Raw genomic sequence first — 21,324 nt, forward strand, 5'->3', positions numbered from 1 at the left:
GCGCCACGGGAAGTGGCGTGTGCGCCGGCAGGAATGCGGGCAACCGCGCGGGATCACGAGCCCCGCGGATCATCTCTTCCATCCGTAGTCAGGAGTCGGTCATGAGTTACCAGCACCAGTATGTCGATGGCACCCCGATCCATTTCACCCTGGGCAAGGTGGTCTGCGTCGGCCGCAACTACGCGGAGCACGCCAAGGAGCTGAACAACCCGGTACCGACCGAGCCGCTGCTGTTCATCAAGCCCGGCTCCTGCACCGTCTCCCACGCCGGCGGCTTCGCCATTCCGGAGGATCGCGGCTCGGTGCACTACGAGGCGGAGATCGCCGTGCTGATCGGCAAGCCGCTGTCGCGCAAGCCGAGCACCGAGGAAGTGCTGGACGCCATCTCCGGCTATGCCCCGGCGCTGGACCTGACCCTGCGCGACGTGCAGGCCAAGCTGAAGGAAAAGGGCCTGCCCTGGGAGCTGGCCAAGTCCTTCGACGGTGCCTTCGTGCTGGCGCCCTTCGTCAGTGCCGACCACTTCCCGGACCCGACCGACATCGGCATCCGCCTGGTGATCGACGGCGAAGTCCGCCAGGACGGCAACAGCCGCGACATGCTCAACCCCATCGTGCCGCTGATCCAGCACATCTGCGGGCACTTCTCGCTGCAGCCGGGCGATGTGGTGTCCACCGGCACCCCGGTCGGCGTCGGCCCGCTCACGCGCGGCAGTGAGCTGGTGCTGGAACTTCCTGGCGCCAGCCGATTCGAAAGCCGCGTGCTTTGACCCGAGTTGTCCCACCGAAGGCCGCCATTTGTGCGGCCTTCGTGTATGGCGCGATACCTTGCCGTGCTGCCCACAAGAGTCGTCATGACCATGTCCATCCTTCGCCCTCGCTGGCTGCTGCCGGCCCTGCTGCTCATCCTCGTGGTGCTCGGCTACCTGACCTCGCGCTTCCATTGGGATGACCGCGCGCGCCTGTGGCTGCGTGAGCGGGACACCAGCGCCCAGGCCCGCTCCGAAAGCGTCTGGCTGCCCGGCTACCGCGCGGTGATCCAGGCCAAGCCGCTCACCGGCGGGCTCGAGGGGCAGGAAACCTCCGACCTGGCCTACAACCCGGTGACGCGCACCCTGTTCACCGTCACCGGCAAGAAGCCGCTGCTGGCCGAACTGTCGCTGACCGGCGACGTGCTGCGGGTGATCCCGCTGCTGGGCATGTCCAACCCCGAGGGCGTGGCGGTGCTGGAAAACGGCAATGTCGCCGTGACCGACGAGCGCAAGAACTCGCTGACCATCTTCCATGTCGACCCGCAGACCCGCGAGCTGAGCACCGAGAAGCTCGCCAGCTTCGATCTCGGCCCCCGCGGCAAGAAGAACAAGGGTATCGAAGGCATCGCCTGGGACCCGCGCCAGCATCGCCTGGTGCTGGGGCAGGAGCGCGATCCGCTGGCGCTGTTCAGCCTGGCCAGCGACGGCAGCGCCAGCCTGAGCGGGGCGTTGCAGCCGATCGCCAGCGACCTGCTGATGACCAACGTCTCGGCCTTGAGCATCGATCCGCGCACCGGCCACACGCTGGTGCTGTCGGCGGAGTCGCACCTGCTGCTGGAGCTGGACGAGAAGGGCGAGCCGGTCAGCTTCATCAGCCTGCTGGGCGGGCTGAACGGCCTCCACGAGAAGATTCCGCGCGCCGAAGGCGTGGCCATCGACGAGCACGGCACCATCTACATGGTCAGCGAGCCGGACCTGTTCTACGTGTTCAAGCGCGAGGCGGCCAAAACCGATTGATCCAGGGCGGGGGAATGCGGGTCGGATGGCTTTAAGGTTGGGTTAAGTCCGGATTCAGGCTGATTTCAGCCGCCGGCCATAGGCTGAACCCATCGAAAACGCCGCAGGAGGCACTTCCATGAAACTGACTCATCTCCCCCTGATCGCTGCCGCTGGCCTGTTCTCCACCTTCACCCTGGCCGCCGGCTACACCGGCCCGGGCAGCGACGCCAGGCCCGCTGCCGCCGCCGCGCAGGTCACCACGGTCAAGCAGGCGCAGTCCGCCGCCGACGACACCCCGGTGGTGCTCGAAGGGGTGATCACCAAGCGTATCGGCGGCGAGCATTACGAATTCAAGGACGCCACCGGCAGCATCCAGGTCGAGATCGACAACGACGATTGGCCGGCGGGCGCGTCGGTTTCCGAAAGCACCAAGGTGCGCCTGACCGGCGAGGTGGATCATCACAAGATGAAGGCGACTGACATCGATGTGGATCGGGTCGAGGTCCTTCAGTAATCCAGCTCCAATGAAAAAGCCGCACCGGAAATCCCGGTGCGGCTTTTTTTGTTCGTTGGTGCTGGTGGGTTCGCTGGAAGACCGTTGTAATTCCCTCTCCCCCGCCCTCTCCCTGAAGGGAGAGGGAGCCGTTTGGCGATGCCGGAGGGCACGGCGTTTCACTTGATGCCGATCAGTCCCCTCTCCCTTCAGGGAGAGGGTTAGGGAGAGGGGCTTTCAGGTCCACACCCGAAGTCCGGGAGTTCAATCCCACCAGCCCATCACCCGATACTCTCAAACCCCTGCAGCACATTGATCGCATTGATGCCGATCTCTTCCACTGCGTAACCGCCCTCCATCACGAACAGCGTCGGCAGGCCGAGCTTGCCGATGGCTTCGCCCATGCGCAGGTAGTCCGGGCTGTCCAGCTTGAACTGGGAGATGGGGTCTTCCTTGTAGGTGTCCACGCCCAGGGAGACGATCAGCACGTCCGGCTTGTACGCCGAGATCTGCCGGATCGCCGCCTGCAGTGCCAGGCTCCACACCGACCAGTCGCTGCCCGAGGCCAGCGGGTAGTTGAAGTTGAAGCCTTCGCCCACGCCCTGGCCCTTCTCGTCGGCGTAGCCGAGGAAGTAGGGGTACTCGAAGCGCGGGTCCCCGTGGATCGAGGTGAACAGCACGTCGGCGCGGTCGTAGAAGATGTCCTGGGTGCCGTTGCCGTGGTGGTAGTCGACGTCGAGGATGGCCACGCGGTTGGCGCCCTGGTCGAGGATCGACTGGGCGGCGATGGCCGCGTTGTTGAAGAAGCAGTAGCCGCCCATGAAATCCGCCGAGGCGTGGTGGCCCGGCGGGCGGCACAGGGAGAACACCGAGCGGGCGCCTTTGGCCAGTTCGGCCTGGCCGGTCATCGCCACGTTCACGGAGCTCAGCACCGCCTGCCAGGTGCCGGCGGTGATCGGCGCACCGGCGTCCAGGCTGTAGTAGCCCAGCCGGCCGTCGATGCTGTCCGGCTCCTTCTGCCGCAGGCGGCGGGTCGGCCAGCAGATCGGCAGCATGTCGTGGGTCCGGCCGGTGGCCAGCCAGTCACGCCAGGCGTGCTGCAAGAACCGCACGAAGCCTTCGCTGTGCACCCTCAGGATGGGTTCCAGGCCGAAATCGCGCGGGGCCTGGATGTCGCCCAGTTTCACCGCCTTGGCCCGATCCAGCACCATGTCGGCGCGGCTGGGCTTTTCGAAGCAGGGGGTGAACTGGCCGCCGATCAGCTCGTGCTGACCGTGGTGCAAGCGATGGTCGTCGGTATAGATCGTCAACATCACGCGCTCCTGAGGGCGCCTCCGGGCGCCCGTTGGGTTCTAGTAGCTGGGCCGTCAGGCGTTTTCCTCGAAATTCACACTCGGTGCCTTGCGACGGAAACCGCCGGTATGCACCGCCAGGTAAGCGAAGCCGACCGCGAACCAGCTCAGGCCGACCACCAGGGTCAGCTGGGACAGGCTGGTCCACAGCCACAGGGTCAGGCACAGGCCGATGAACGGGATCGCGCCGTAGAGCAGGACGTTCTTCGCCCCGCGGCGGCGCTCGACGCCCAGGTAGGTGCGGATCACCGCCAGGTTGACCACGGAGAAGGCCACCAGCGCGCCGAAGCTGATCATCGAGGCGAGGGTGGTCAGGTCCAGCACGATCGCCAGCAGGGAGACGGCGGACACCACCAGGATCGCTACTACCGGGGTCTGGAAGCGCGCGTGCAGGGTGCCGAACAGGCTGCGCGGCAGGATGCCGTCGCGGCCCATGGTGAAGATGATGCGCGACACCGAGGCCTGGGACGCCAGCGCCGAGCCGATGCAGCCGGCGATGTAGGCGGAGGTGAAGAAGTTGCCGAGGAACTGGCCGCCGGCCTTGAGCATCACTTCGTTGGCCGCCGAGTCGGCGTTCTGGAACACGCTGCCGGGGAACACCAGCTGGCTGATGATTGCCAGCAGGGTGAACATCAGGCCGGCGATGACGGTGGTGATGATGATCGCGCGGGGGATGTCGCGGCGGGCGTCGCGGGTTTCCTCGGCCATGGTCGAGACGGCGTCGAAGCCCAGGAACGACAGGCACAGCACCGCGGCGCCGGCCATCAGCGGGGCGAAGCCGGGTTGGCTGCCGTCACCGACGAAGGGCAGGCTGAAGTCGATCGCGGCGCCGCCGGCCAGTGTCTTGATCGACATGACCACGAACACCACGATGAACACCAGCTGCGCGCCGACGATGACGTTGCTCATGCCGGCGACCTGGCTGATGCCGACCACGTTGAGCACGGTGACCAGGGCGATGGAGGCGACCACGAACATCCAGGCCGGGATCTCCGGGAAGGCGATGTTCATGAACAGGCCGATGAGCAGGTAGTTGATCATCGGCAGGAACAGGTAGTCGAGCAGCAGCGACCAGCCAGAGAGGAAGCCGACCACCGGGCCGAAGCTCAGGCTGGTATAGGAATACGCGGAGCCGGAAATCGGGTACTTGCGCACCATGAAGCTGTAGGAGGCTGCGGTGAACAGCATCGCCAGCAGGGTGATCAGGTAGGCGGTGGCGGTGCGGCCGCCGGTCATCTCGGTGACCACGCCGTAGGTGGTGAACATGGTCAGTGGGACCATGTAGACCAGGCCGAAGAAGACCAGGGCGGGCAGGCCCAGGACGCGTTTCAGGCGGGCGTCGGCGCTGGTCGCCGTGCCCTGTTGTGGAGTGTGTGCAGTGCTGGCGCTGTGTTGGCTGGCCATGGAAGAGTCCTCGCGATTTTTATGGTCTGGTGCGGGCGGGCGGCGTTCGGTGGCCGTCCTGAAGTCGTCGGGTTACGGCTCAGCCGCAGCGCTGACGACGCGCGAGGAATGAGGGTGTGTGCTGCAGGGTGACGCAAAAGCTGGTCATGGGCGTTCTCGGGGCATTTGTTCTTGTGGATAACGCGCTCGCGTTCCCTCGGGATTTCCCTGCGCCATCGTCGATGGTGCAAGGGCTGGCCGCCTTTCCAGCCGCTCCCTGCGCGAGCCGCCCGACTCTAGCAACGCAGGGTGCCGGGCAGAACCCTGCAAAGGGTCAAAAAGGGATCGAAATGGCCAAATTGGCTGTCAGGGGCGCCCGGCGCGCACCGCCGCGCCGGGCGACCGTCAGGTCATTTCTTCAGCTTGGTCCAGACCTTGGAGCGCAGTTGCAGCGCCTTGGGCGAGCACAGCTTGAAGGGCTTCAGGCGATCGAGCTTGTCCGCCGGGGTGTTGATCGCCGGATCGTCGAACAGCTCCTTGTCCATGAACTTGTCCGAGCCCTCGATCGCGTTGTTGTATTTGGCGAAGTTGGAGGCCAGGGCGATGTTCTCCGGCTGCATCATCCAGTTTAGGAAGGCATGCGCCTCCTTGATGTTGGTGGCGTCCTTGGGAATGGTCAGGTTGTCGATGAACAGGCGCACGCCTTCCTTGGGATAGACGTAGACCAGGCTGGCGCGCTGGGCGTGGGCGCGGTGGAAGGCGCCGTTCCATTGCTGGTGCATGGAGACTTCGCCGGCGGCCATGCGCTCGATGGTGCCGTCGCTGTTGTACATGGCGAGCATGGGCTTCTGCTTGAGCAGCAGGTCCTGGATCTTCGCCGCCTCTTTCGGGTCCTCGGTGCACTCGTCCACGCCCAGGTAGTAGGACGCCGGCGCGTACAGCTCCTCGATGGAGTTGAGCGCCACCACCTTGCCCTTGAGCTCGGCCGGCGGCTCGAAGAACGGCTTCCAGCTTTCATCCAGCTTGCCGCCAGGCACCTTGGCGCTGTCGTAGCTGTAGCCGGTGGTGCCCCACAGGTAGGGCACGGAGTAGTCGTGGCCCGGGTCGTAGGTCAGGGTCTTGAACTTGTCCTTGAGGTTGGCCAGGTTCGGCAGCTGCGACTTGTCGAGCTTCTGCAGCAGGCCTTCCTTGACGAAGATCTCGATGAAGCTGTCCGACGGCACCACCACGTCGTAGGCGCCGCCGCCGGCCTTGAGCTTGGCCAGCAGGGTTTCGTTGCTGTCGTAGGAATCCAGGGTGGCGTGGATGCCGGTGTCCTTCTCGAACTTCTTCAGCAGTTCCGGCGGGAAGTAGTCGGACCAGTTGGCGAAGTGCAGGGTGCCTTCGGCATGGGCGCTGCCGGCCAGCAGCAGGCTGGCGGCGACGAGCGTGCGGGCGATGGGGGTACGGCGGAATTTCATCGGTGAAGCTCCTTGCAATGTTGTTTTGATTGGCGGCAGGAGGTCAGCGGCGACGCTGGCCGACGTAGTACGACAACGCAACGAACGCGATGGAAATCAACAGTATTATTGAAGATATGGCGTTGATCTTCGGGGAAATCCCCATGCGGATGGAGCTGAAGATGTACACCGGCAGGGTGGTGGCCCCGGCGCCGGCGACGAAGTAGGTGATGACGAAGTCGTCCATCGAGATGATGAACGCGAGCATCGCCCCGGACACGATCCCCGGCGTCAGCAGCGGGAAGGTCACCTTCCAGAAGGTCTTCCATGGCGAGGCATACAGATCCGCTGCCGCTTCGGCCAGCCGCGGGTCCATGCCCTCGAGACGGGCGCGGATCGGCAGGTAGGCGAAGGGAATGCAGAACACGATGTGCGCCAGCAGGATGGTGAACAACGACAGCTTCAGGCCGATGAAGGCGAAGAACATCAGGGTCGCCACGGCGGTGACGATCTCCGGCACCAGCAGCGGCAGGCCCAGCACGCCGCTCATCAGCGTCTGCCCGCGGAAGGTTCGACCGCGCATGCCCAATGCCGCGAGCGTCGCCAGGGTGGTGGCGACCACGGTGGCCAGGGTCGCGACGATCAGCGAGTTCTTCGCCGCGCGGAGGATCTCCGGGTCGTCCGCCACCACGGCGTACCACTTCAGGCTGAAGCTTTCCCACAGCGTCGCCGACTGGCCGCTGTTGAAGCTCAGCACCACCAGCACGAAGATCGGGATGTAGAGGAAGGCGAAGAACAGCCAGGCGGCGGGCCGGACCCCGGTGAACTTCCACAGCGGGTTGGCCGACTTCATGGATGACCTCCCGATGCGCCCTGCTTGAACCGCATGCTGTAGATCATCATCGCCAGCAGCACGAAGGCCAGCAGGGCGAAGGACAGCGCCGCGCCGAACGGCCAGTTGTGCGCCGTGCCGAACTGCAGCTGGATCAGGTTGCCGATCATCAGCGACTTACCGCCCCCGAGCAGCTCGGGAATGATGTAGCTGCCCAGCGAGGGGATGAACACCAGGATGCAGCCGGCGACGATGCCGGGCATGGCCAGCGGGATGATGATCCGCCTGAGCGCCTTCCAGCGGTTGGCGCCCAGGTCGAAGGCCGCCTCCACCAGGCGCCAGTCCATCTTTTCCAGGCTGGTGTAGATGGGCAGGACCATGAACGGCAGGTAGGTGTAGAGCAGGCCGATGATCACGGCGTTGTCGGTGTAGAGGATGCCCAGGGAGGCGTCCGAGAAACCCAGCCCGTGCAGACCCTCGTCGATCAGCCCGCCGTTGCGCAGCAGCAGCATCCAGGCATAGACCCGCACCAGCAGGTTGGTCCAGAACGGCACCGTGACCAGGAACAGCAGCAGGTTGCGCCGGCGTTCGTCCTGCAGCGCCAGGTACAGCGCGGTGGGGAAACCGATCAGCACGCAGCCCAGGGTGGTCAGGATCGACAGCCAGAACGAGCGCTGGAAGATGCCCAGGTAATCGGCGTTGAACGACAGGCTGTCGTCCAGATCGCGCTCCCAGAGGAAGTTGAGGTAGGCCTCGACGGTGTGCTGGCCCCACTTCACGCCGCCGTAGTCGCCCGGCGCCTGGATCGACACGGCGAACATGATGCCCAGGGGCAGGACGAGGAACACCACCAGCATGATCATCGCCGGGCTGGTCAGGGCCAGGCGGTTGAACAGCGACTTTCGTTCCGCTTGTGCGCGCAGTGTACTCATTCGGCCAGCACCCGGATGGCGGTGGCGGGAACGCGGACCCGCACCCGCGCGCCGGGCGCGTGGGTGGAAAGGGCGCCGTCGCGGTTCTGCTGACGGACCCGGAAGCCGCCCTGACCGGCGACGTTGAGGTGGTACACGGTATCGGTGCCGACGTAGACGATGTTCTCGACCACGCCTTCGAGCTGGCCGTCCTGGGCGAGTTCGGTACGTTCGGGGCGGATCGCCAGGGTCACCTTGCCGGGCAAGGTGGTGGCGGCCGGCAGCATCTGGCCGTCGGCCAGGCGCACGCTGTCGCCGCTGGATTCGCCTTCGAGGAAGTTGGTTTCGCCGATGAAGTCGGCCACCAGGCGGTTGACCGGCGCCTCGTAGATCTCGGTGGGCGTGCCGATCTGCATGACCTTGCCGCGGCTCATCACGGCGATGCGGTCGGACATGGTCAGCGCTTCTTCCTGGTCGTGGGTGACGAAGATGAAGGTGATGCCGGTCTCGTGCTGCAGGCGCTTGAGTTCGATCTGCATTTCCTTGCGCAGCTTCAGGTCCAGCGCGGACAGCGATTCGTCCAGCAGCAGTACCTTGGGTCGGCTGGCCAGGGCGATGCGCTGTTGCTGTCCGCCGGAGAGCTGGTCGGCGCGGCGCTTGCCGACATCGGGCAGGCGCACCAGATCGAGCATCTTCTGCACCGTGGCGTCGATGTCGCTGCGTTGCTTGCCCTGCATTTCCAGGCCGAAGGCGATGTTCTCGGCCACGGTCATGTGGGGGAACAGGGCGTAGCTCTGGAAGACGGTGTTGACCGGGCGTTTGAAAGGCGGGAGGCCTTCCATCGCGTCGCCGTAGAGGCGGATGCTGCCGGAGGAGGGTTGTTCGAAGCCGGCGATCAGTCGCAGCAAGGTGGTCTTGCCGCAGCCCGACGGGCCGAGGAGGGTGAAGAATTCGTTGGCGCGGATTTCCAGTGACACGTCGTCCAGGGCCTTGAGGCCTTGCCCGGGTGTACCGAACTCCATGCATATCCGCTCGATGGTGATCGCGCTGGTCATGCTCGTACCATGCAGTTAAGCAGTTGTTATTGTTGAGGTTTTACGATTTCTAGGACCGTTTCACCTAGCTGCGGATTGATAATGACCAAGGCGCCGGATGCGCAGAACGATAGATCAGGCCAATAAGGGATAAATCAGGCCAAGTTGAAAAAGGCGCCTGGAAATGCTGGATTTCGGGCGCCAGCGGGGTGTCGTCTTTCGAGCTTTTGTAGGAGCGAGCTTGCTCGCGAACAATCGCCGTGGGGCCGGGTTCGCGAGCAAGATGGGTAGGATGGGTGGAGCGCAGCGATACCCATGCTGCCGATGTCGGGAGGGTGATGGGTATCGCTGCGCTCCACTCCATCCTACGAAGAGAGCTCCCGGCTCAGCCTCGGTAAAGGCTCGGACTCGCCCCGCTCCAGCGCTGGAACGCGTGCCGGAAGCTGGCCGTCTCGCTGTACCCCAGCTGCTCGGCGATCAGGTAGATCGGCAGGTCGGTGTCCTTGAGCAACTGCCGCGCGCGGTCGAAACGCACTTCGTCGAGCACCTGTTGATAACTGGTGTTCTGCTGCTGCAGATGGCGCCGCAGGGTACGGGTGGAGCGGTGCAGGTGGCGCGCCACGGTGTCCAGGCTGGCGGTGTCCTGCAGGTGGCTGGCCAGGTGCTGGCGCAGCTGGTCGATGACGTCGCCGCGGCTGCTGAGCATGGCGCTCATGCGCAGGCATTGCTGCACGCCGTTGTGGCAACTGACCGGGTCGGCCAGCGGCAGCGGACGGTCCAGCAGCGCCGGGCTGAAGCACAGGGCGCTGGTGGGCGCGCCGAAATCCACCGGGCAGCCCAGGCGCTCGGTATAGGTCTCGGCATGCAGCGGCGGCCGATAGGCCAGCAGCAGCCGGCGCGGCCGCACCGACTCGCCGAGCAGGTCGCGGATCACCGTCAGCAGCGAGGTCAGGCACAGCTCGGTGTTGAACACCGTCAGCTCCGGCGCGTAGCGGTAACCGTCGGCGGTCAGGTGCACCTCGTCGCCCTGCGGCGTCAGCGCCAGGCGGAAATAGGTGCCGAGCAGCTCGGGGAAGGACAGCGCCAGTTGCAGCGCGTCGCGCAGGGTGCGGCTGGCGAGCATGCTGTAGCCGAGGATGCCGTAAGCCGAGACATGCATGCGCAGGCCGAGGTACAGGCCCAGCGCGGGGTCGTGGTGGCAGTTCAGGGCATTGGCGAAGACCCGCAGTTCCTGCGCATGGGTGATCAGCTTTTCCGGGGTCAGCAGGTCCGCCTCGCCAATGCCGCTGCCCTCCAGCAGCTTCGGCCGGAGGACGCCGGCATGGTGCAGCACCTCGGTCGCCAGCACCACGGTGTGGAGGGTCGCCTGTTGGCGTTGTTCGGGGAGTAGATGTTGGGCCATCGATACGCCTCTTGCAGTCGCTTGCAAAAGAAACTCAGCACAGACTTGCACTAACCTGACTCTAGCCTGCCACGCAGGCCCCGGCGGCCATTAAGTTTGGCTTCAGGCGCTGCTGTCAATCTGCCACGCCACCCCACTGCGAGTCCCGCATGCGCCGTCTGCTCAAACCCCGTCGTCTGTTCCTGCTGCTGGCGCTGCTCGCCCTGGCCGCCTTGCTCGCCGTGGGCCAGAGCTTCCGGGTCTATGAGCGCGTGTGGTTCAAGTTCAATGAGTGGCGGCATGCGGCGCAGTGGCAGGAGCAGTCCCTCTGGCTGCCCGATTATCGCGTGGTGCTGGAGGCGCAGCCGATCCAGGGGCTGGAGGAGAACGTCTCGGCGCTGACCTTCGATCCGGACCGGCAGACCCTGTTCACCGTCACCAACAAGCGCAACGAGCTGGTCGAGCTGTCGCTGGAAGGCAAGGTGCTGCGCCGGGTCGCGCTGCACGGCTTCGGCGATACCGAGGCCATCGAATACATCAGCCGCAACGTCTACGTGATCACCGACGAAACCCACCAGCGCCTGCTTCGCGTCGAGCTGCACGACGACACGACGGAACTGCGCGCCGACGATGCCCAACAGCTCGCCCTGGCCCTGGGGCGCGGCGGCAACAGCGGCTTCGAGGGGTTGGCCTACGACTCGCAGGGCAAGCGCCTGTTCGTCGCCAAGGAGCGCAACCCGGTGCACATCTACGAGGTCCGCGGTTTTCCCTACGAGCAGTCGCAGCAGCCCGTCGCGGTGCACGTGGTGGAAGACCTCCGGCACAACCGCAACCTGTTCGTCCGCGACCTTTCCAGCCTGCAATACGACGAGCGTAGCGGGCACCTGCTGGCGCTGTCCGACGAGTCCTGGCTGGTGCTGGAGTTGAGCGCCGATGGCGAGCCGATCAGCTCGCTGTCGCTGCTGCGCGGCATGCACGGTCTGCGGCGCAGCGTGCCGCAGGCCGAGGGGATCGCCATGGACGACGAGGGCACGCTGTACCTGGTCAGCGAGCCCAACCTCTTCTACGTGTTCAAGAAGCGCGAGGCACCCTGAGGGCACCTCGCTGCCTGGCGATCAGAACTGCCATTGCACGCCGAGGGAATAGGACGCCTGGCTGCCTTCGCTGTGGGCGAAGCGCGCGTTGGCCTCGGCGAACACGCCCAACTGCTCGGTGACCGCCAGCAGGGCGCCGACCTGGGCGCGACCGAAGTCCTTGTCCACATCGCCCAGGTCGGCGACGCGAGTGCGGCCGTCGCCCAGGGCGGTCAGGGCGATGTCGTCCAGGCGCCCGTCGGCCAGCTCCTTCACCCAGCGTGCGCTGGCGTAGGGCTGCACGGCCATACGGTTGCCCAGCGGCAGTTCGCCGCGCAGGCCCCAGCCGAGGCTGGCTTCGACCGAGTCGTAGTCCTGCTTCTCGTAGCCCAGGGCGGTGCGCAGGTCGTCGTCTTCGTCGAAGTCGTCGATCTTGTAGTGGACGTAGTCCAGCCCGCCTTGCGGTCCGGTCTTCAGGCCGCCGATGTCCAGGTCATAGCCGCCATCCACCCGCGCGCCCCAGAACCAGGCGTGGGTGTCGCCGTCGATGCGCTGGTCGAGCAGCACCGGGCCGTTCTTCGCCTTCAGGTACACCGAGCGCTTGCTGTCGAAATCGGCGTAGCCGGCGCTCAGCTCGCCGCCCAGCCAGGCCGGACCGCCGTCGTTGAGCAGGCCGTAGAGGCCCAGTTGCCAGGTTTCCGCTTCCAGGCGTGCGCTGTGGTCCAGGTTGTCGCGGCTGCGCTGGAAGCTCAGGCTGCCGCCGACGGTCAGCGCCTCGCTGGCGCGGTAGTCGCCCAGCAGGTTGACGCCGGCGCGGTGCGAGCGCGGGTCGCCGGGCATGTCGAAGCCGCTCTCGGGGGTGGTTTCGCCTTCAACGCCCACCGCGCCATCGAAACTGCCGACCGGGCGCGAGCTGCCCAGCAGCGTCAGCCAGCGGCGGTCGTGCAGGCGGGTCAGGGCCAGGTGCTGGCGTTGCAGCTGGTCTTCCATCTGCCGCGCCATCGCGCCGCCGGAGGCGGTGGAAGCGAGCAGGTCGGCATTGGTCAGCTCCAGCACCAGGCGCGTGAGCAGGCGCGAGAAGTCGCGCAGGCGCTGGTCGATGCGCTCCTGGCCAAAGGCGCTGGTGAGCACCTGCTCATTGTCCAGCGTCGGGTTATGCCAAGTGGCGCCGCCGGGGATGGCCGGGTTGTCGGTTTGCACGTAGCCGTCCAGGTCACCCAGTTCCCAGTTGGTGGCCTCGATGAACAGCACCGGGACATTGAGCCCCTCGAAGCTTTCGCCGTCGCTGCAGCAACCGGTGCCGGCCGGGTATTCCTCGTTCAGCCCGGGGTTGGTGAACAGCGGGATCTTCAGTTCCTGGGCGATGCGCAGGAGCTGGTCGCGGTAGGCCCCCAGCGCGGGATTGTCGACGCTGTTGAAGCCGGCGTGGGCGTACATCCTGTCGCCGGTGATCAGGCTGTCGAGGTTGATCATGCCCCGCAGGTTGCTGCGCTGTTCGTCGCTGAGCGAGGCGACATAAGCGCGCGAGCCACGCAGGCCTTCCTCCTCGGCGCCGAAGCCGACCACTTCCAGGCCGTTCTCCAGGGCGATGCCGCCCAGGTTGCGGGCGATCTCGGTCAGCACGGCGGCGCCCGAACCGTTGTCGTCCAGGCCCTGCAGGGTCGGCCGGCCGTAGTAGGTGTCGTAATGCGCGCCGAGCACCACGTACTGGCCGCTGCTGCCCGGGGCGCTGGCGATGACGTTCTGCGAGCTGCGGTTGCCGGCCCAGGTGAAGTCCTGGACCTGCGTCTGGTAGCCGAAGCCCAGGCGCGACTGCATCAGCGCGGCGGCCCCGGCGAAGCTGGCGGTGCCGCGGTAACGGCCGGGGTAGTCGTTGATCAGGGTGTCCAGGGTGTCCCCGGCGTAGTCCCCGTATTCGTAGGCGTTGGCGTCGGTGGCCAGCGCAGCGCAGCCCAGGCTGACCGCAACGGCTAAGGGTTTGAACACGGCACTTTCCTCTGTGTCGATTGGAATCGCATCGGTCTTCGATGCGTGCGCCGGAGCAAAGCAGGATGTGGACCGGTTCGCCGGAGATGGGCGGAATTTGACGCTTCAGTGACCGAGCTTGTCGCGTCACTGTAACAAGGGTGATACACGGCCGGCGAGCTGGCCGGCCGTGGAGGGCGTGCGCGGGGCGGGCTTCACCGAATCGGTGCGCGATCAGGTGTCGTCGCTGATCGGCGCCTCCGCCGCGTAGCGCTTGACCGCCGCCGCGCCGGCATCGGCGGTGGCCTTGCTGGCGTACATCTGGCTCTGCCCGACGACCTGGCCGTTGCTGGCCTTGAGCACGAAGTAGTGCTTGCCGTTGCTGGCGACCTTGAGTTCGAAGGCGCCTTCGCGCAGGGAGTTGCTGCGCACCGACTCGATGCCGCCGATGGCCGAGGGCTTGGCTCTGTACAGCTCGCTGGTGAGGACGATCTCGCCGTTGCTGGCGTGCAGGTTGAAGAGGAACTGGCCATCGCTGGCCTTCTTCAGGTGGTACTTGGCGGCCATGCTGCGTCTCCCTGTAGGAGGATGGGGTTATCCCAGCGTAGACGGCAGCAGGCGCTCTGGAAGGCGCCATCCGGCGGATGGCGCCAGGCGGGTCAGGCCTTGAGGGTCTTCACGCCCTCGGCGGTGCCCAGCAGCAACAGGTCGGCCGGGCGCGCGGCGAACAGACCGTTGGTGACCACGCCGACGATGTTGTTGATCGCTTCTTCGAGCTGCACCGGGCTGTCGATGCGCAGGTTGTGCACGTCGAGGATGATGTTGCCGTTGTCGGTCAGCACGCCCTCGCGGTACACCGGGTCGCCGCCCAGCTTCACCAGCTGGCGCGCCACGTGGCTGCGGGCCATGGGGATGACTTCCACCGGCAGCGGGAAGCCGCCCAGGATCGGCACCAGCTTGCTGGCGTCGGCGATGCAGATGAACTGCTTGGCCACCGCGGCGACGATCTTCTCGCGGGTCAGCGCGGCGCCGCCGCCCTTGATCAGCTCCAGGCGTTCGTTGGTCTCGTCGGCGCCGTCCACGTAGAACTCCAGTTCGCTGACGGTGTTCAGGTCGTAGACCGGGATGCCGTGGCCCTTCAGGCGCTGGGCGGTGGCTTCGGAGCTGGCCACCGCGCCGTCGAACTCGGCCTTGTGCTTGGCCAGCAGGTCGATGAAGAAGTTGGCGGTGCTGCCGGTGCCCACGCCGACGATGCTCTTGCTGTCGAGGTGCGGAAGGATGTGGTCGACGGCGGCCTGGGCCACAGCCTGCTTGAGCTGATCCTGATTCATGGCGAAGAGTCTTCTTACCTGGCTGGGCGCGAAAGCGCCGGGGAATGGTCGAGAGGGCGGATTATAGCGGCCGAAGGCGCGCCGGTGTTGCGCCGCCGGGCAACTGTTACGGTCATCTGCGCGCGGATTGTTCGGTGGCCCGCGCCGCGCCGGCTGGAGTAGACTCGCGGTTCCTCGAAAAGCCGCCGATATAGCCCTTCCGATGCTCGAACACTACGTCAAGAAGATCCTCACCTCGCGTGTCTACGACGTTGCCGTGGAAACGCCCCTGCAGCCCGCCCGCCAGCTCTCCGAGCGCCTGGGCAACCAGATTCTGCTCAAGCGCGAAGACCTGCAGCCGGTGTTCTCCTTCAAGATTCGCGGCGCCTACAACAAGCTGGCGCAGCTGAGCCCGGAAGAGCTCGCCCGTGGCGTGGTCACCGCCTCGGCCGGCAACCATGCCCAGGGCGTGGCGCTGGCCGCCCGCGAGCTGGGCATCAAGGCGACCATCGTGATGCCGCGCACCACGCCGGAGCTGAAGGTACAGGGCGTGCGCGCCCGCGGCGGCAAGGCCGTGCTGCACGGCGATGCCTTCCCCGAGGCGCTGGCGCACTCGCTCAAGCTGGTGGAAGAGAAGGGCTACGTCTACATCCACCCCTACGACGATCCGGACGTGATCGCCGGCCAGGGCACCGTGGCGATGGAAATCCTCCGCCAGAACCCGGGCCGCATCGACGCGATCTTCGTGCCGGTCGGCGGCGGCGGCCTGATCGCCGGCATCGCCGCCTACGTCAAATACCTGCGCCCGGAGATCAAGGTCATCGGCGTCGAGCCGGACGACTCCAACTGCCTGCAGGCCGCCATGGCCGCCGGCGAGCGCGTCGTGCTCGGCCAGGTCGGGCTGTTCGCCGACGGCGTCGCCGTGGCGCAGATCGGCCAGCACAACTTCGAGCTGTGCAAGGAGCATGTCGACGAAGTGATCACCGTCAGCACCGACGAGATCTGCGCGGCGATCAAGGACATCTACGACGACACCCGCTCCATCACCGAGCCGGCCGGCGCGCTGGCGGTGGCCGGGATCAAGCGTTACGTCGAGCGCGAGGGCGTGAAGGGCGAGACCCTGGTGGCCATCGACTCGGGCGCCAACATCAATTTCGACCGCCTGCGCCACGTGGCCGAGCGCGCCGAACTGGGTGAGAAGCGCGAAGCGATCATCGCGGTGACCATCCCCGAGCGCCCCGGCAGCTTCAAGGCCTTCTGCGAGGCCATCGGCAAGCGCCAGATCACCGAGTTCAACTACCGCTACAACACCGACAGCGAAGCGCACATCTTCGTCGGCGTGCAGACCCACCCGGAGAACGACCCGCGCGCCGCGCTGGTGGAGCAACTGCAGGAGCAGGGCTTCCCGGTGCTGGACCTGACCGACAACGAACTGGCCAAGCTGCACATCCGCCACATGGTCGGCGGCCATTCGCCGCGGGTGTCCGGCGAGCAGGTGTTCCGCTTCGAGTTCCCCGAGCGCCCCGGCGCGCTGTTCAACTTCCTCAACCGCCTGGGCGGGCGCTGGAACATTACCCTGTTCCACTACCGCAACCACGGCGCTGCCGACGGCCGCGTGGTCGCTGGCCTGCAGGTGCCCGAAGACGAGCGCCACCTGGTGGCGGCCGCGCTGGACGAGATCGGCTACCCCTACTGGGACGAGACGGACAACCCGGCCTATCGCCTGTTCCTCGGCTGAGGCCAGGCAGGGGCGGCGCGACTGCTGCTAGGCTTGTCGGAACGCCGCCTTCTTCACAGGGAATTGAAATGGAAAGCCTGCAGACCTTGCGCATTCTCCACGGCATCGCCGCCGTGCTGCCGTTCCTGGCCATCATCGGCCTGGCCTGGTACGGCTGGCGCAGTTGGCGCGGAGGCGACGCCGGGGTGATCGCCAAGGCGTTGCAGCGCATCGGCCTGATCGGCTGGGTGCTGGTGGCGGGCAGCGTCGCCAGCCTGCCGGTCACCGGCTACCGCATGGTGCAGACCGTCGGCTGGCCGCTGGGCCAGACCTGGTTGCTGGGCAGCGCCTGTCTGCTGATCGTCGCGACGATCTTCTGGCTGCTGTTCACCACGCGCCTGTGGCGTATCCGCGACCTCGCGCTGGTGGCGCAGAGCAGCGGCGAACCGATCTCCGCCGGCGCGGCGCGGCAGTGGAAGTTCGGCCTGGCCTTCTTCGTGCTCGCGCTGCTGTGCGTGATCGCCATCCTGGTGCTGATGATCGGCAAGCCGGTGTGATGCCCGCCGCGTGAATCTCTACCTGCTGGTCAAGACCCTGCACATTCTCTCGTCCACGCTGCTGTTCGGCACCGGGCTGGGCTCGGCCTACTACAGCTGGCGCGCCTGGCGCAGCGGCAACCTGGATGCCATCCGCATCACCTTCCGCCACCTGGTCACCGCCGACTGGCTGTTCATCGCCACCACGGCGGTGTTCCAGCCGCTGAGCGGCATCGCCATGGCGCATATGGCCGGCTGGCCGCTGGATTCGGGCTGGCTGCTGTGGAGCCTGGCGCTGTTTGTCTTCGCCGGCGCCTGCTGGCTGCCTGTGGTGTGGCTGCAGATCCGCGTGCGCGACATGGCCGAGGCGGCGCACCAGCAGGGGGCGGCATTGCCGCCCAGGGCCTTCCTCTATATGCGCTGGTGGTTCGCCCTGGGCTGGCCGGCGTTCGTGGCCTTCCTGGCGATCTTCTACCTGATGGTCAACAAGGGCTTCGGCGCCCTGGGCGGAGCTTGACGGGCGCTCAGTCGCGCAGGCTGATCACCGGCCAGCCGCGCTCAAGGGCGACGGCGCGCAGGGTGTCGTCGGGGTCCACCGCCACCGGGTGGGCCACCAGCTCCAGCAGCGGCAGGTCGTTGCGCGAGTCGCTGTAGAAGTAGGCGTCGTCCAGCGCAAGGCCGGTCTCCTCGAGCCAGCGGTTGAGGCGGGTCACCTTGCCGCCCTGGAAGCAGGGCACGTCGCAGGTGCGGCCGGTGTACAGGCCGTTGTCCATCTCGCATTCGGTGGCGATCAGCGTCTCCACGCCCAGGCGCGCGGCAATCGGGCCGGTGACGAAGCGGTTGGTGGCGGTGATGATCACCAGCTTGTCGCCGGCGGCACGGTGCTTGGCCAGCAGCGCCTCGCCCTTGGCCAGGACGATGGGCTCGATGACTTCCTGCATGAACTGGCGGTGCCAGGTATCCAGCTGGTCCAGGCTGTTGCGACTCAGGATCGCCTGGGTGAAGGCCTGGTAGGCGAACACGTCGAGGGTGCCGGCCAGGTAGTCGGCATAAAAGGCATTGTTGCGCGCCTGGTACTCGCCGGCATCGACCAGGCCGCGTTGGCACAGCCATTCGCCCCAGCTGTGGTCGCTGTCGCCGGCCAGGAGGGTGTTGTCGAGATCGAAGAGAGCCAGTCGCACGATGAATTACCGCCAGTTGCCAATACGGAAAAGTCGCCTAGAGTAACGGCTTTTGCCCACCCAGCACAGGACGCCGCAGCCCGCGTTGCCGCTGTCACAAGCTTTGTGGAACAATGCGGGCACACGCGATTTCGAGGATGTACCGCCGTGATCGATCCCGATGGTTTTCGCCCCAATGTCGGCATCATCCTTTGCAACGATGTCGGACAGGTTCTGTGGGCACGGCGCATCAACCAGGAAGCCTGGCAATTTCCCCAGGGCGGCATCAACGCCCGCGAAACCCCTGAGGAAGCGCTGTACCGCGAACTGAACGAAGAAGTCGGCCTGGAAGAGCAGGACGTCAAGATCCTGGCCTGTACCCGGGGCTGGCTGCGTTATCGCCTGCCGCAACGTCTGGTACGTACCAACAGCCAGCCGCTGTGCATCGGGCAGAAACAGAAGTGGTTCCTGCTGCGCCTGACCGGCGAGGAAAGCCGGGTGCGCATGGATGTCACCGGCAAACCCGAATTCGACGGCTGGAAATGGGTGAGCTACTGGTACCCCCTGGGCCAGGTCGTGACCTTCAAGCGCGAGGTCTACCGCCGGGCCCTGAAGGAATTGGCACCGCGCCTGCTGGCGCGCGACTAGCACGAAGTTCAAGGAGTTAGACCCCCACGCCATGCTCAACACGCTGCGTAAGATCGTCCAGGAAGTGAACTCCGCCAAGGACCTCAAGGCGGCGCTGGGCATCATCGTGCAGCGCGTGAAGGAGGCGATGGGCACCCAGGTGTGCTCGGTCTACCTGCTGGACCCGGAGAGCAACCGCTTCGTGCTGATGGCCACCGAGGGCCTGAACAAGCGCTCCATCGGCAAGGTCAGCATGGCGCCCAACGAGGGTCTGGTTGGCCTGGTCGGCACCCGCGAGGAGCCGCTGAACCTCGAGAACGCCTCCGAACACCCCCGTTACCGCTACTTCGCCGAGACCGGGGAGGAGCGCTACGCCTCCTTCCTCGGCGCGCCGATCATCCACCACCGTCGGGTGATGGGCGTCCTGGTGGTGCAGCAGAAGGAAAAGCGCCAGTTCGACGAAGGCGAGGAAGCCTTCCTCGTCACCATGAGCGCGCAGCTCGCCGGCGTGATCGCCCATGCGGAAGCCACCGGCTCGATCCGCGGCCTGGGCAAGCTCGGCAAGGGCATCAGCGAGGCCAAGTTCGTCGGCGTGCCCGGCGCCCCCGGCGTGGCGGTGGGCAAGGCCGTGGTGGTGCTGCCGCCGGCCGACCTGGAAGTGGTCCCGGACAAACCCATCGACGACGTCGAGGCCGAGGTCGAGCGCTTCAAGCAGGCGCTGGAATCGGTCCGCGAGGACATGCGCAACCTTTCCAGCAAGCTGGCCACCCAGCTGCGCAAGGAAGAGCGGGCGCTGTTCGACGTCTACCTGATGATGCTCGACGACGCCTCCATCGGCCTGGAAGTCAAACGCATCATCCGCACCGGCCAGTGGGCCCAGGGCGCGCTGCGCCAGGTGGTCATGGAGCACGTGCAGCGCTTCGAGCTGATGGACGACGCCTACCTGCGCGAGCGCGCATCGGACGTCAAGGACATCGGCCGGCGCATCCTGGCGTACCTGCAGGAAGAGCGTAAGCAGTCGCTGACCTACCCCGACCAGACCATCATCGTCAGCGAGGAGCTGTCGCCGGCCATGCTCGGCGAAGTCCCCGAAGGCAAGCTGGTGGGTCTGATCTCGGTGCTGGGCTCGGGCAACTCCCACGTCGCCATCCTCGCCCGCGCCATGGGCATCCCGACCGTCATGGGCGCGGTCGATCTGCCATATTCCAAGGTGGACGGCATCGACCTGATCGTCGATGGCTACCACGGCGAGATCTACACCAACCCGTCGCCGCAGCTGGTCAAGCAATACGGCGAAGTGGTCGCCGAAGAGAAGGAACTGAGCAAGGGCCTGGCCGCGCTGCGCGAGCTGCCCTGCGAGACGCTGGACGGCCATCGCATGCCGCTGTGGGTCAACACCGGCCTGCTGGCGGACGTGGCGCGCGCCCAGGAGCGCGGCGCCGAAGGGGTCGGCCTGTACCGCACCGAAGTGCCGTTCATGATCAACGACCGCTTCCCCAGCGAAAAGGAACAGCTCGCCATCTACCGCGAGCAGCTCTCCGCCTTCCACCCGCTGCCGGTGACCATGCGTACCCTGGACATCGGCGGCGACAAGGCGCTGTCCTACTTCCCGATCAAGGAAGACAACCCCTTCCTCGGCTGGCGCGGCATCCGCGTCACCCTCGACCACCCGGAAATCTTCCTGGTGCAGACCCGCGCCATGCTCAAGGCCAGTGAAGGCCTGGACAACCTGCGCATCCTGCTGCCGATGATCTCCGGGACCCACGAGCTGGAAGAGGCGCTGCACCTGATCCACCGCGCCTGGGGCGAAGTGCGCGACGAGGGCGTCGACATCCCCATGCCGCCGATCGGCATGATGGTGGAGATCCCCGCGGCCGTGTACCAGACCCGCGAGTTGGCGCGCCAGGTGGACTTCCTCTCGGTCGGCTCCAACGACCTGACCCAGTACCTGCTGGCGGTGGACCGCAACAACCCGCGCGTCGCCGACCTCTACGATTACCTGCACCCGGCCGTGCTGCAGGCGCTGAAGAAGGTGGTCGACGACTCCCACGCCGAAGGCAAGCCTGTGAGCATCTGCGGCGAGATGGCCGGCGACCCGGCGGCCGCCGTGCTGCTGATGGCCATGGGCTTCGATTCCCTGTCGATGAACGCCACCAACCTGCCCAAGGTGAAGTGGCTGCTGCGCCAGATGACCCTGTCCAAGGCCCGCGAACTGCTCAGCCAGCTGATGACCTTCGACAACCCGCAGGTTATCCACAGTTCGCTGCACCTGGCCTTGCGCAACCTGGGTCTGGGCCGGGTGATCAACCCGGCGGCGACCATCCAGGCCTGATCGGGCGAACGACCCCCTGGCGGATTCGTGC

20 protein-coding genes are annotated in these 21,324 nt (G+C 66.2%); 9 read left to right on the forward strand and 11 right to left on the reverse strand.

All coding sequences use genetic code 11. The features are described from left to right. Nucleotides 1-101 precede the first annotated feature (101 nt). From ACNFIA_RS10685 to ACNFIA_RS10695, 3 genes are all read left to right on the forward strand, one after another. Entirely contained in the window at nt 102-767 is a 666-nt protein-coding gene (locus tag ACNFIA_RS10685; protein WP_259757975.1) for a fumarylacetoacetate hydrolase family protein, read from the forward strand. A 45-nt stretch (nt 768-812) separates the two neighbouring features. Next, on the forward strand, nt 813-1,766 hold the full coding sequence (locus tag ACNFIA_RS10690; protein ID WP_416784717.1) for an SdiA-regulated domain-containing protein: 954 nt from the start codon (nt 813-815) through the stop codon (nt 1,764-1,766). Between the two features lie 118 nt (nt 1,767-1,884). Further along, complete coding sequence (locus ACNFIA_RS10695) at nt 1,885-2,262, forward strand: NirD/YgiW/YdeI family stress tolerance protein (protein WP_416784719.1); 378 nt, start codon at nt 1,885-1,887, stop codon at nt 2,260-2,262. A 260-nt stretch (nt 2,263-2,522) separates the two neighbouring features. Here ACNFIA_RS10695 and ACNFIA_RS10700 read toward each other — a convergent pair whose 3' ends face one another. The 7 genes from ACNFIA_RS10700 to ACNFIA_RS10730 all read right to left on the reverse strand — a co-directional run bounded on the left by ACNFIA_RS10700 (nt 2,523) and on the right by ACNFIA_RS10730 (nt 10,594). Continuing rightward, entirely contained in the window at nt 2,523-3,554 is a 1,032-nt protein-coding gene (locus ACNFIA_RS10700) for a histone deacetylase family protein (protein ID WP_017520827.1), read from the reverse strand. A gap of 54 nt (nt 3,555-3,608) precedes the next feature. Continuing rightward, nucleotides 3,609-4,997, reverse strand: coding sequence for an APC family permease (locus ACNFIA_RS10705; RefSeq protein ID WP_259757971.1), 1,389 nt, complete (start codon nt 4,995-4,997; stop codon nt 3,609-3,611). A 389-nt stretch (nt 4,998-5,386) separates the two neighbouring features. Then, nucleotides 5,387-6,436 carry an extracellular solute-binding protein gene (locus tag ACNFIA_RS10710; protein ID WP_259757970.1) on the reverse strand — a complete coding sequence of 350 codons (1,050 nt, stop codon included), beginning with the start codon at nt 6,434-6,436 and terminating at the stop codon, nt 5,387-5,389. A 43-nt stretch (nt 6,437-6,479) separates the two neighbouring features. Beyond that, a complete protein-coding gene (locus tag ACNFIA_RS10715) occupies nt 6,480-7,268 on the reverse strand; it encodes an ABC transporter permease (RefSeq protein ID WP_065086552.1) in 789 nt (262 codons plus the stop codon). Beyond that, nucleotides 7,265-8,179 (reverse strand): ABC transporter permease, encoded by a 915-nt coding sequence (locus ACNFIA_RS10720; RefSeq protein WP_259757967.1) that lies wholly within the window; start codon nt 8,177-8,179, stop codon nt 7,265-7,267. The genes ACNFIA_RS10715 and ACNFIA_RS10720 overlap by 4 nt, the downstream gene beginning before the upstream one ends. Continuing rightward, nucleotides 8,176-9,213, reverse strand: a complete 1,038-nt coding sequence (locus ACNFIA_RS10725; RefSeq protein WP_416784722.1) for an ABC transporter ATP-binding protein — start codon at nt 9,211-9,213, stop codon at nt 8,176-8,178. The genes ACNFIA_RS10720 and ACNFIA_RS10725 overlap by 4 nt, the downstream gene beginning before the upstream one ends. A gap of 364 nt (nt 9,214-9,577) precedes the next feature. Beyond that, the gene (locus ACNFIA_RS10730; RefSeq protein WP_416784724.1) at nt 9,578-10,594 is read right to left on the reverse strand and encodes an AraC family transcriptional regulator; all 1,017 of its coding nucleotides are present in this window, start codon (nt 10,592-10,594) and stop codon (nt 9,578-9,580) included. A 149-nt stretch (nt 10,595-10,743) separates the two neighbouring features. On the opposite strand from ACNFIA_RS10730, the gene ACNFIA_RS10735 reads away from it, so the two are divergent. After that, complete coding sequence (locus ACNFIA_RS10735) at nt 10,744-11,667, forward strand: SdiA-regulated domain-containing protein (RefSeq protein ID WP_416784726.1); 924 nt, start codon at nt 10,744-10,746, stop codon at nt 11,665-11,667. A 21-nt stretch (nt 11,668-11,688) separates the two neighbouring features. Here the strand turns inward: ACNFIA_RS10735 and ACNFIA_RS10740 are convergent, their stop codons facing one another. From ACNFIA_RS10740 to rpiA, 3 genes are all read right to left on the reverse strand, one after another. Continuing rightward, nucleotides 11,689-13,632, reverse strand: a complete 1,944-nt coding sequence (locus ACNFIA_RS10740; protein WP_416784727.1) for an autotransporter outer membrane beta-barrel domain-containing protein — start codon at nt 13,630-13,632, stop codon at nt 11,689-11,691. A gap of 213 nt (nt 13,633-13,845) precedes the next feature. Further along, nucleotides 13,846-14,178, reverse strand: coding sequence for a YegP family protein (locus ACNFIA_RS10745; protein ID WP_416784729.1), 333 nt, complete (start codon nt 14,176-14,178; stop codon nt 13,846-13,848). Nucleotides 14,179-14,270: 92 nt separating this feature from the next. Continuing rightward, nucleotides 14,271-14,942, reverse strand: a complete 672-nt coding sequence (rpiA, locus tag ACNFIA_RS10750) for a ribose-5-phosphate isomerase RpiA (RefSeq protein ID WP_416784731.1) — start codon at nt 14,940-14,942, stop codon at nt 14,271-14,273. Nucleotides 14,943-15,132: 190 nt separating this feature from the next. On the opposite strand from rpiA, the gene ilvA reads away from it, so the two are divergent. From ilvA to ACNFIA_RS10765, 3 genes are all read left to right on the forward strand, one after another. Then, a complete protein-coding gene (gene ilvA, locus ACNFIA_RS10755) occupies nt 15,133-16,659 on the forward strand; it encodes a threonine ammonia-lyase, biosynthetic (RefSeq protein WP_416785407.1) in 1,527 nt (508 codons plus the stop codon). A 68-nt stretch (nt 16,660-16,727) separates the two neighbouring features. Beyond that, complete coding sequence (locus tag ACNFIA_RS10760; RefSeq protein WP_416784733.1) at nt 16,728-17,195, forward strand: DUF2269 domain-containing protein; 468 nt, start codon at nt 16,728-16,730, stop codon at nt 17,193-17,195. Between the two features lie 10 nt (nt 17,196-17,205). Continuing rightward, entirely contained in the window at nt 17,206-17,691 is a 486-nt protein-coding gene (locus tag ACNFIA_RS10765) for a DUF2269 family protein (protein WP_416784734.1), read from the forward strand. Between the two features lie 7 nt (nt 17,692-17,698). Here the strand turns inward: ACNFIA_RS10765 and ACNFIA_RS10770 are convergent, their stop codons facing one another. Then, the gene (locus tag ACNFIA_RS10770) at nt 17,699-18,355 is read right to left on the reverse strand and encodes an HAD family hydrolase (protein WP_416784736.1); all 657 of its coding nucleotides are present in this window, start codon (nt 18,353-18,355) and stop codon (nt 17,699-17,701) included. A 147-nt stretch (nt 18,356-18,502) separates the two neighbouring features. Between ACNFIA_RS10770 and ACNFIA_RS10775 the strand changes: the two genes are divergently transcribed. Further along, nucleotides 18,503-18,982, forward strand: a complete 480-nt coding sequence (locus ACNFIA_RS10775; protein ID WP_017520843.1) for an RNA pyrophosphohydrolase — start codon at nt 18,503-18,505, stop codon at nt 18,980-18,982. 31 nt (nt 18,983-19,013) lie between these two features. Further along, nucleotides 19,014-21,293: a phosphoenolpyruvate--protein phosphotransferase gene (ptsP, locus tag ACNFIA_RS10780; RefSeq protein WP_259757955.1), complete on the forward strand. Its 2,280-nt coding sequence runs from the start codon at nt 19,014-19,016 to the stop codon at nt 21,291-21,293. The last annotated feature ends 31 nt before the right edge of the window (nt 21,294-21,324 follow it).

The organism is Pseudomonas sp. NY15437, from assembly GCF_048068435.1.
GTDB classification, from domain to species: Bacteria; Pseudomonadota; Gammaproteobacteria; order Pseudomonadales; family Pseudomonadaceae; genus Pseudomonas; species Pseudomonas nitroreducens_B.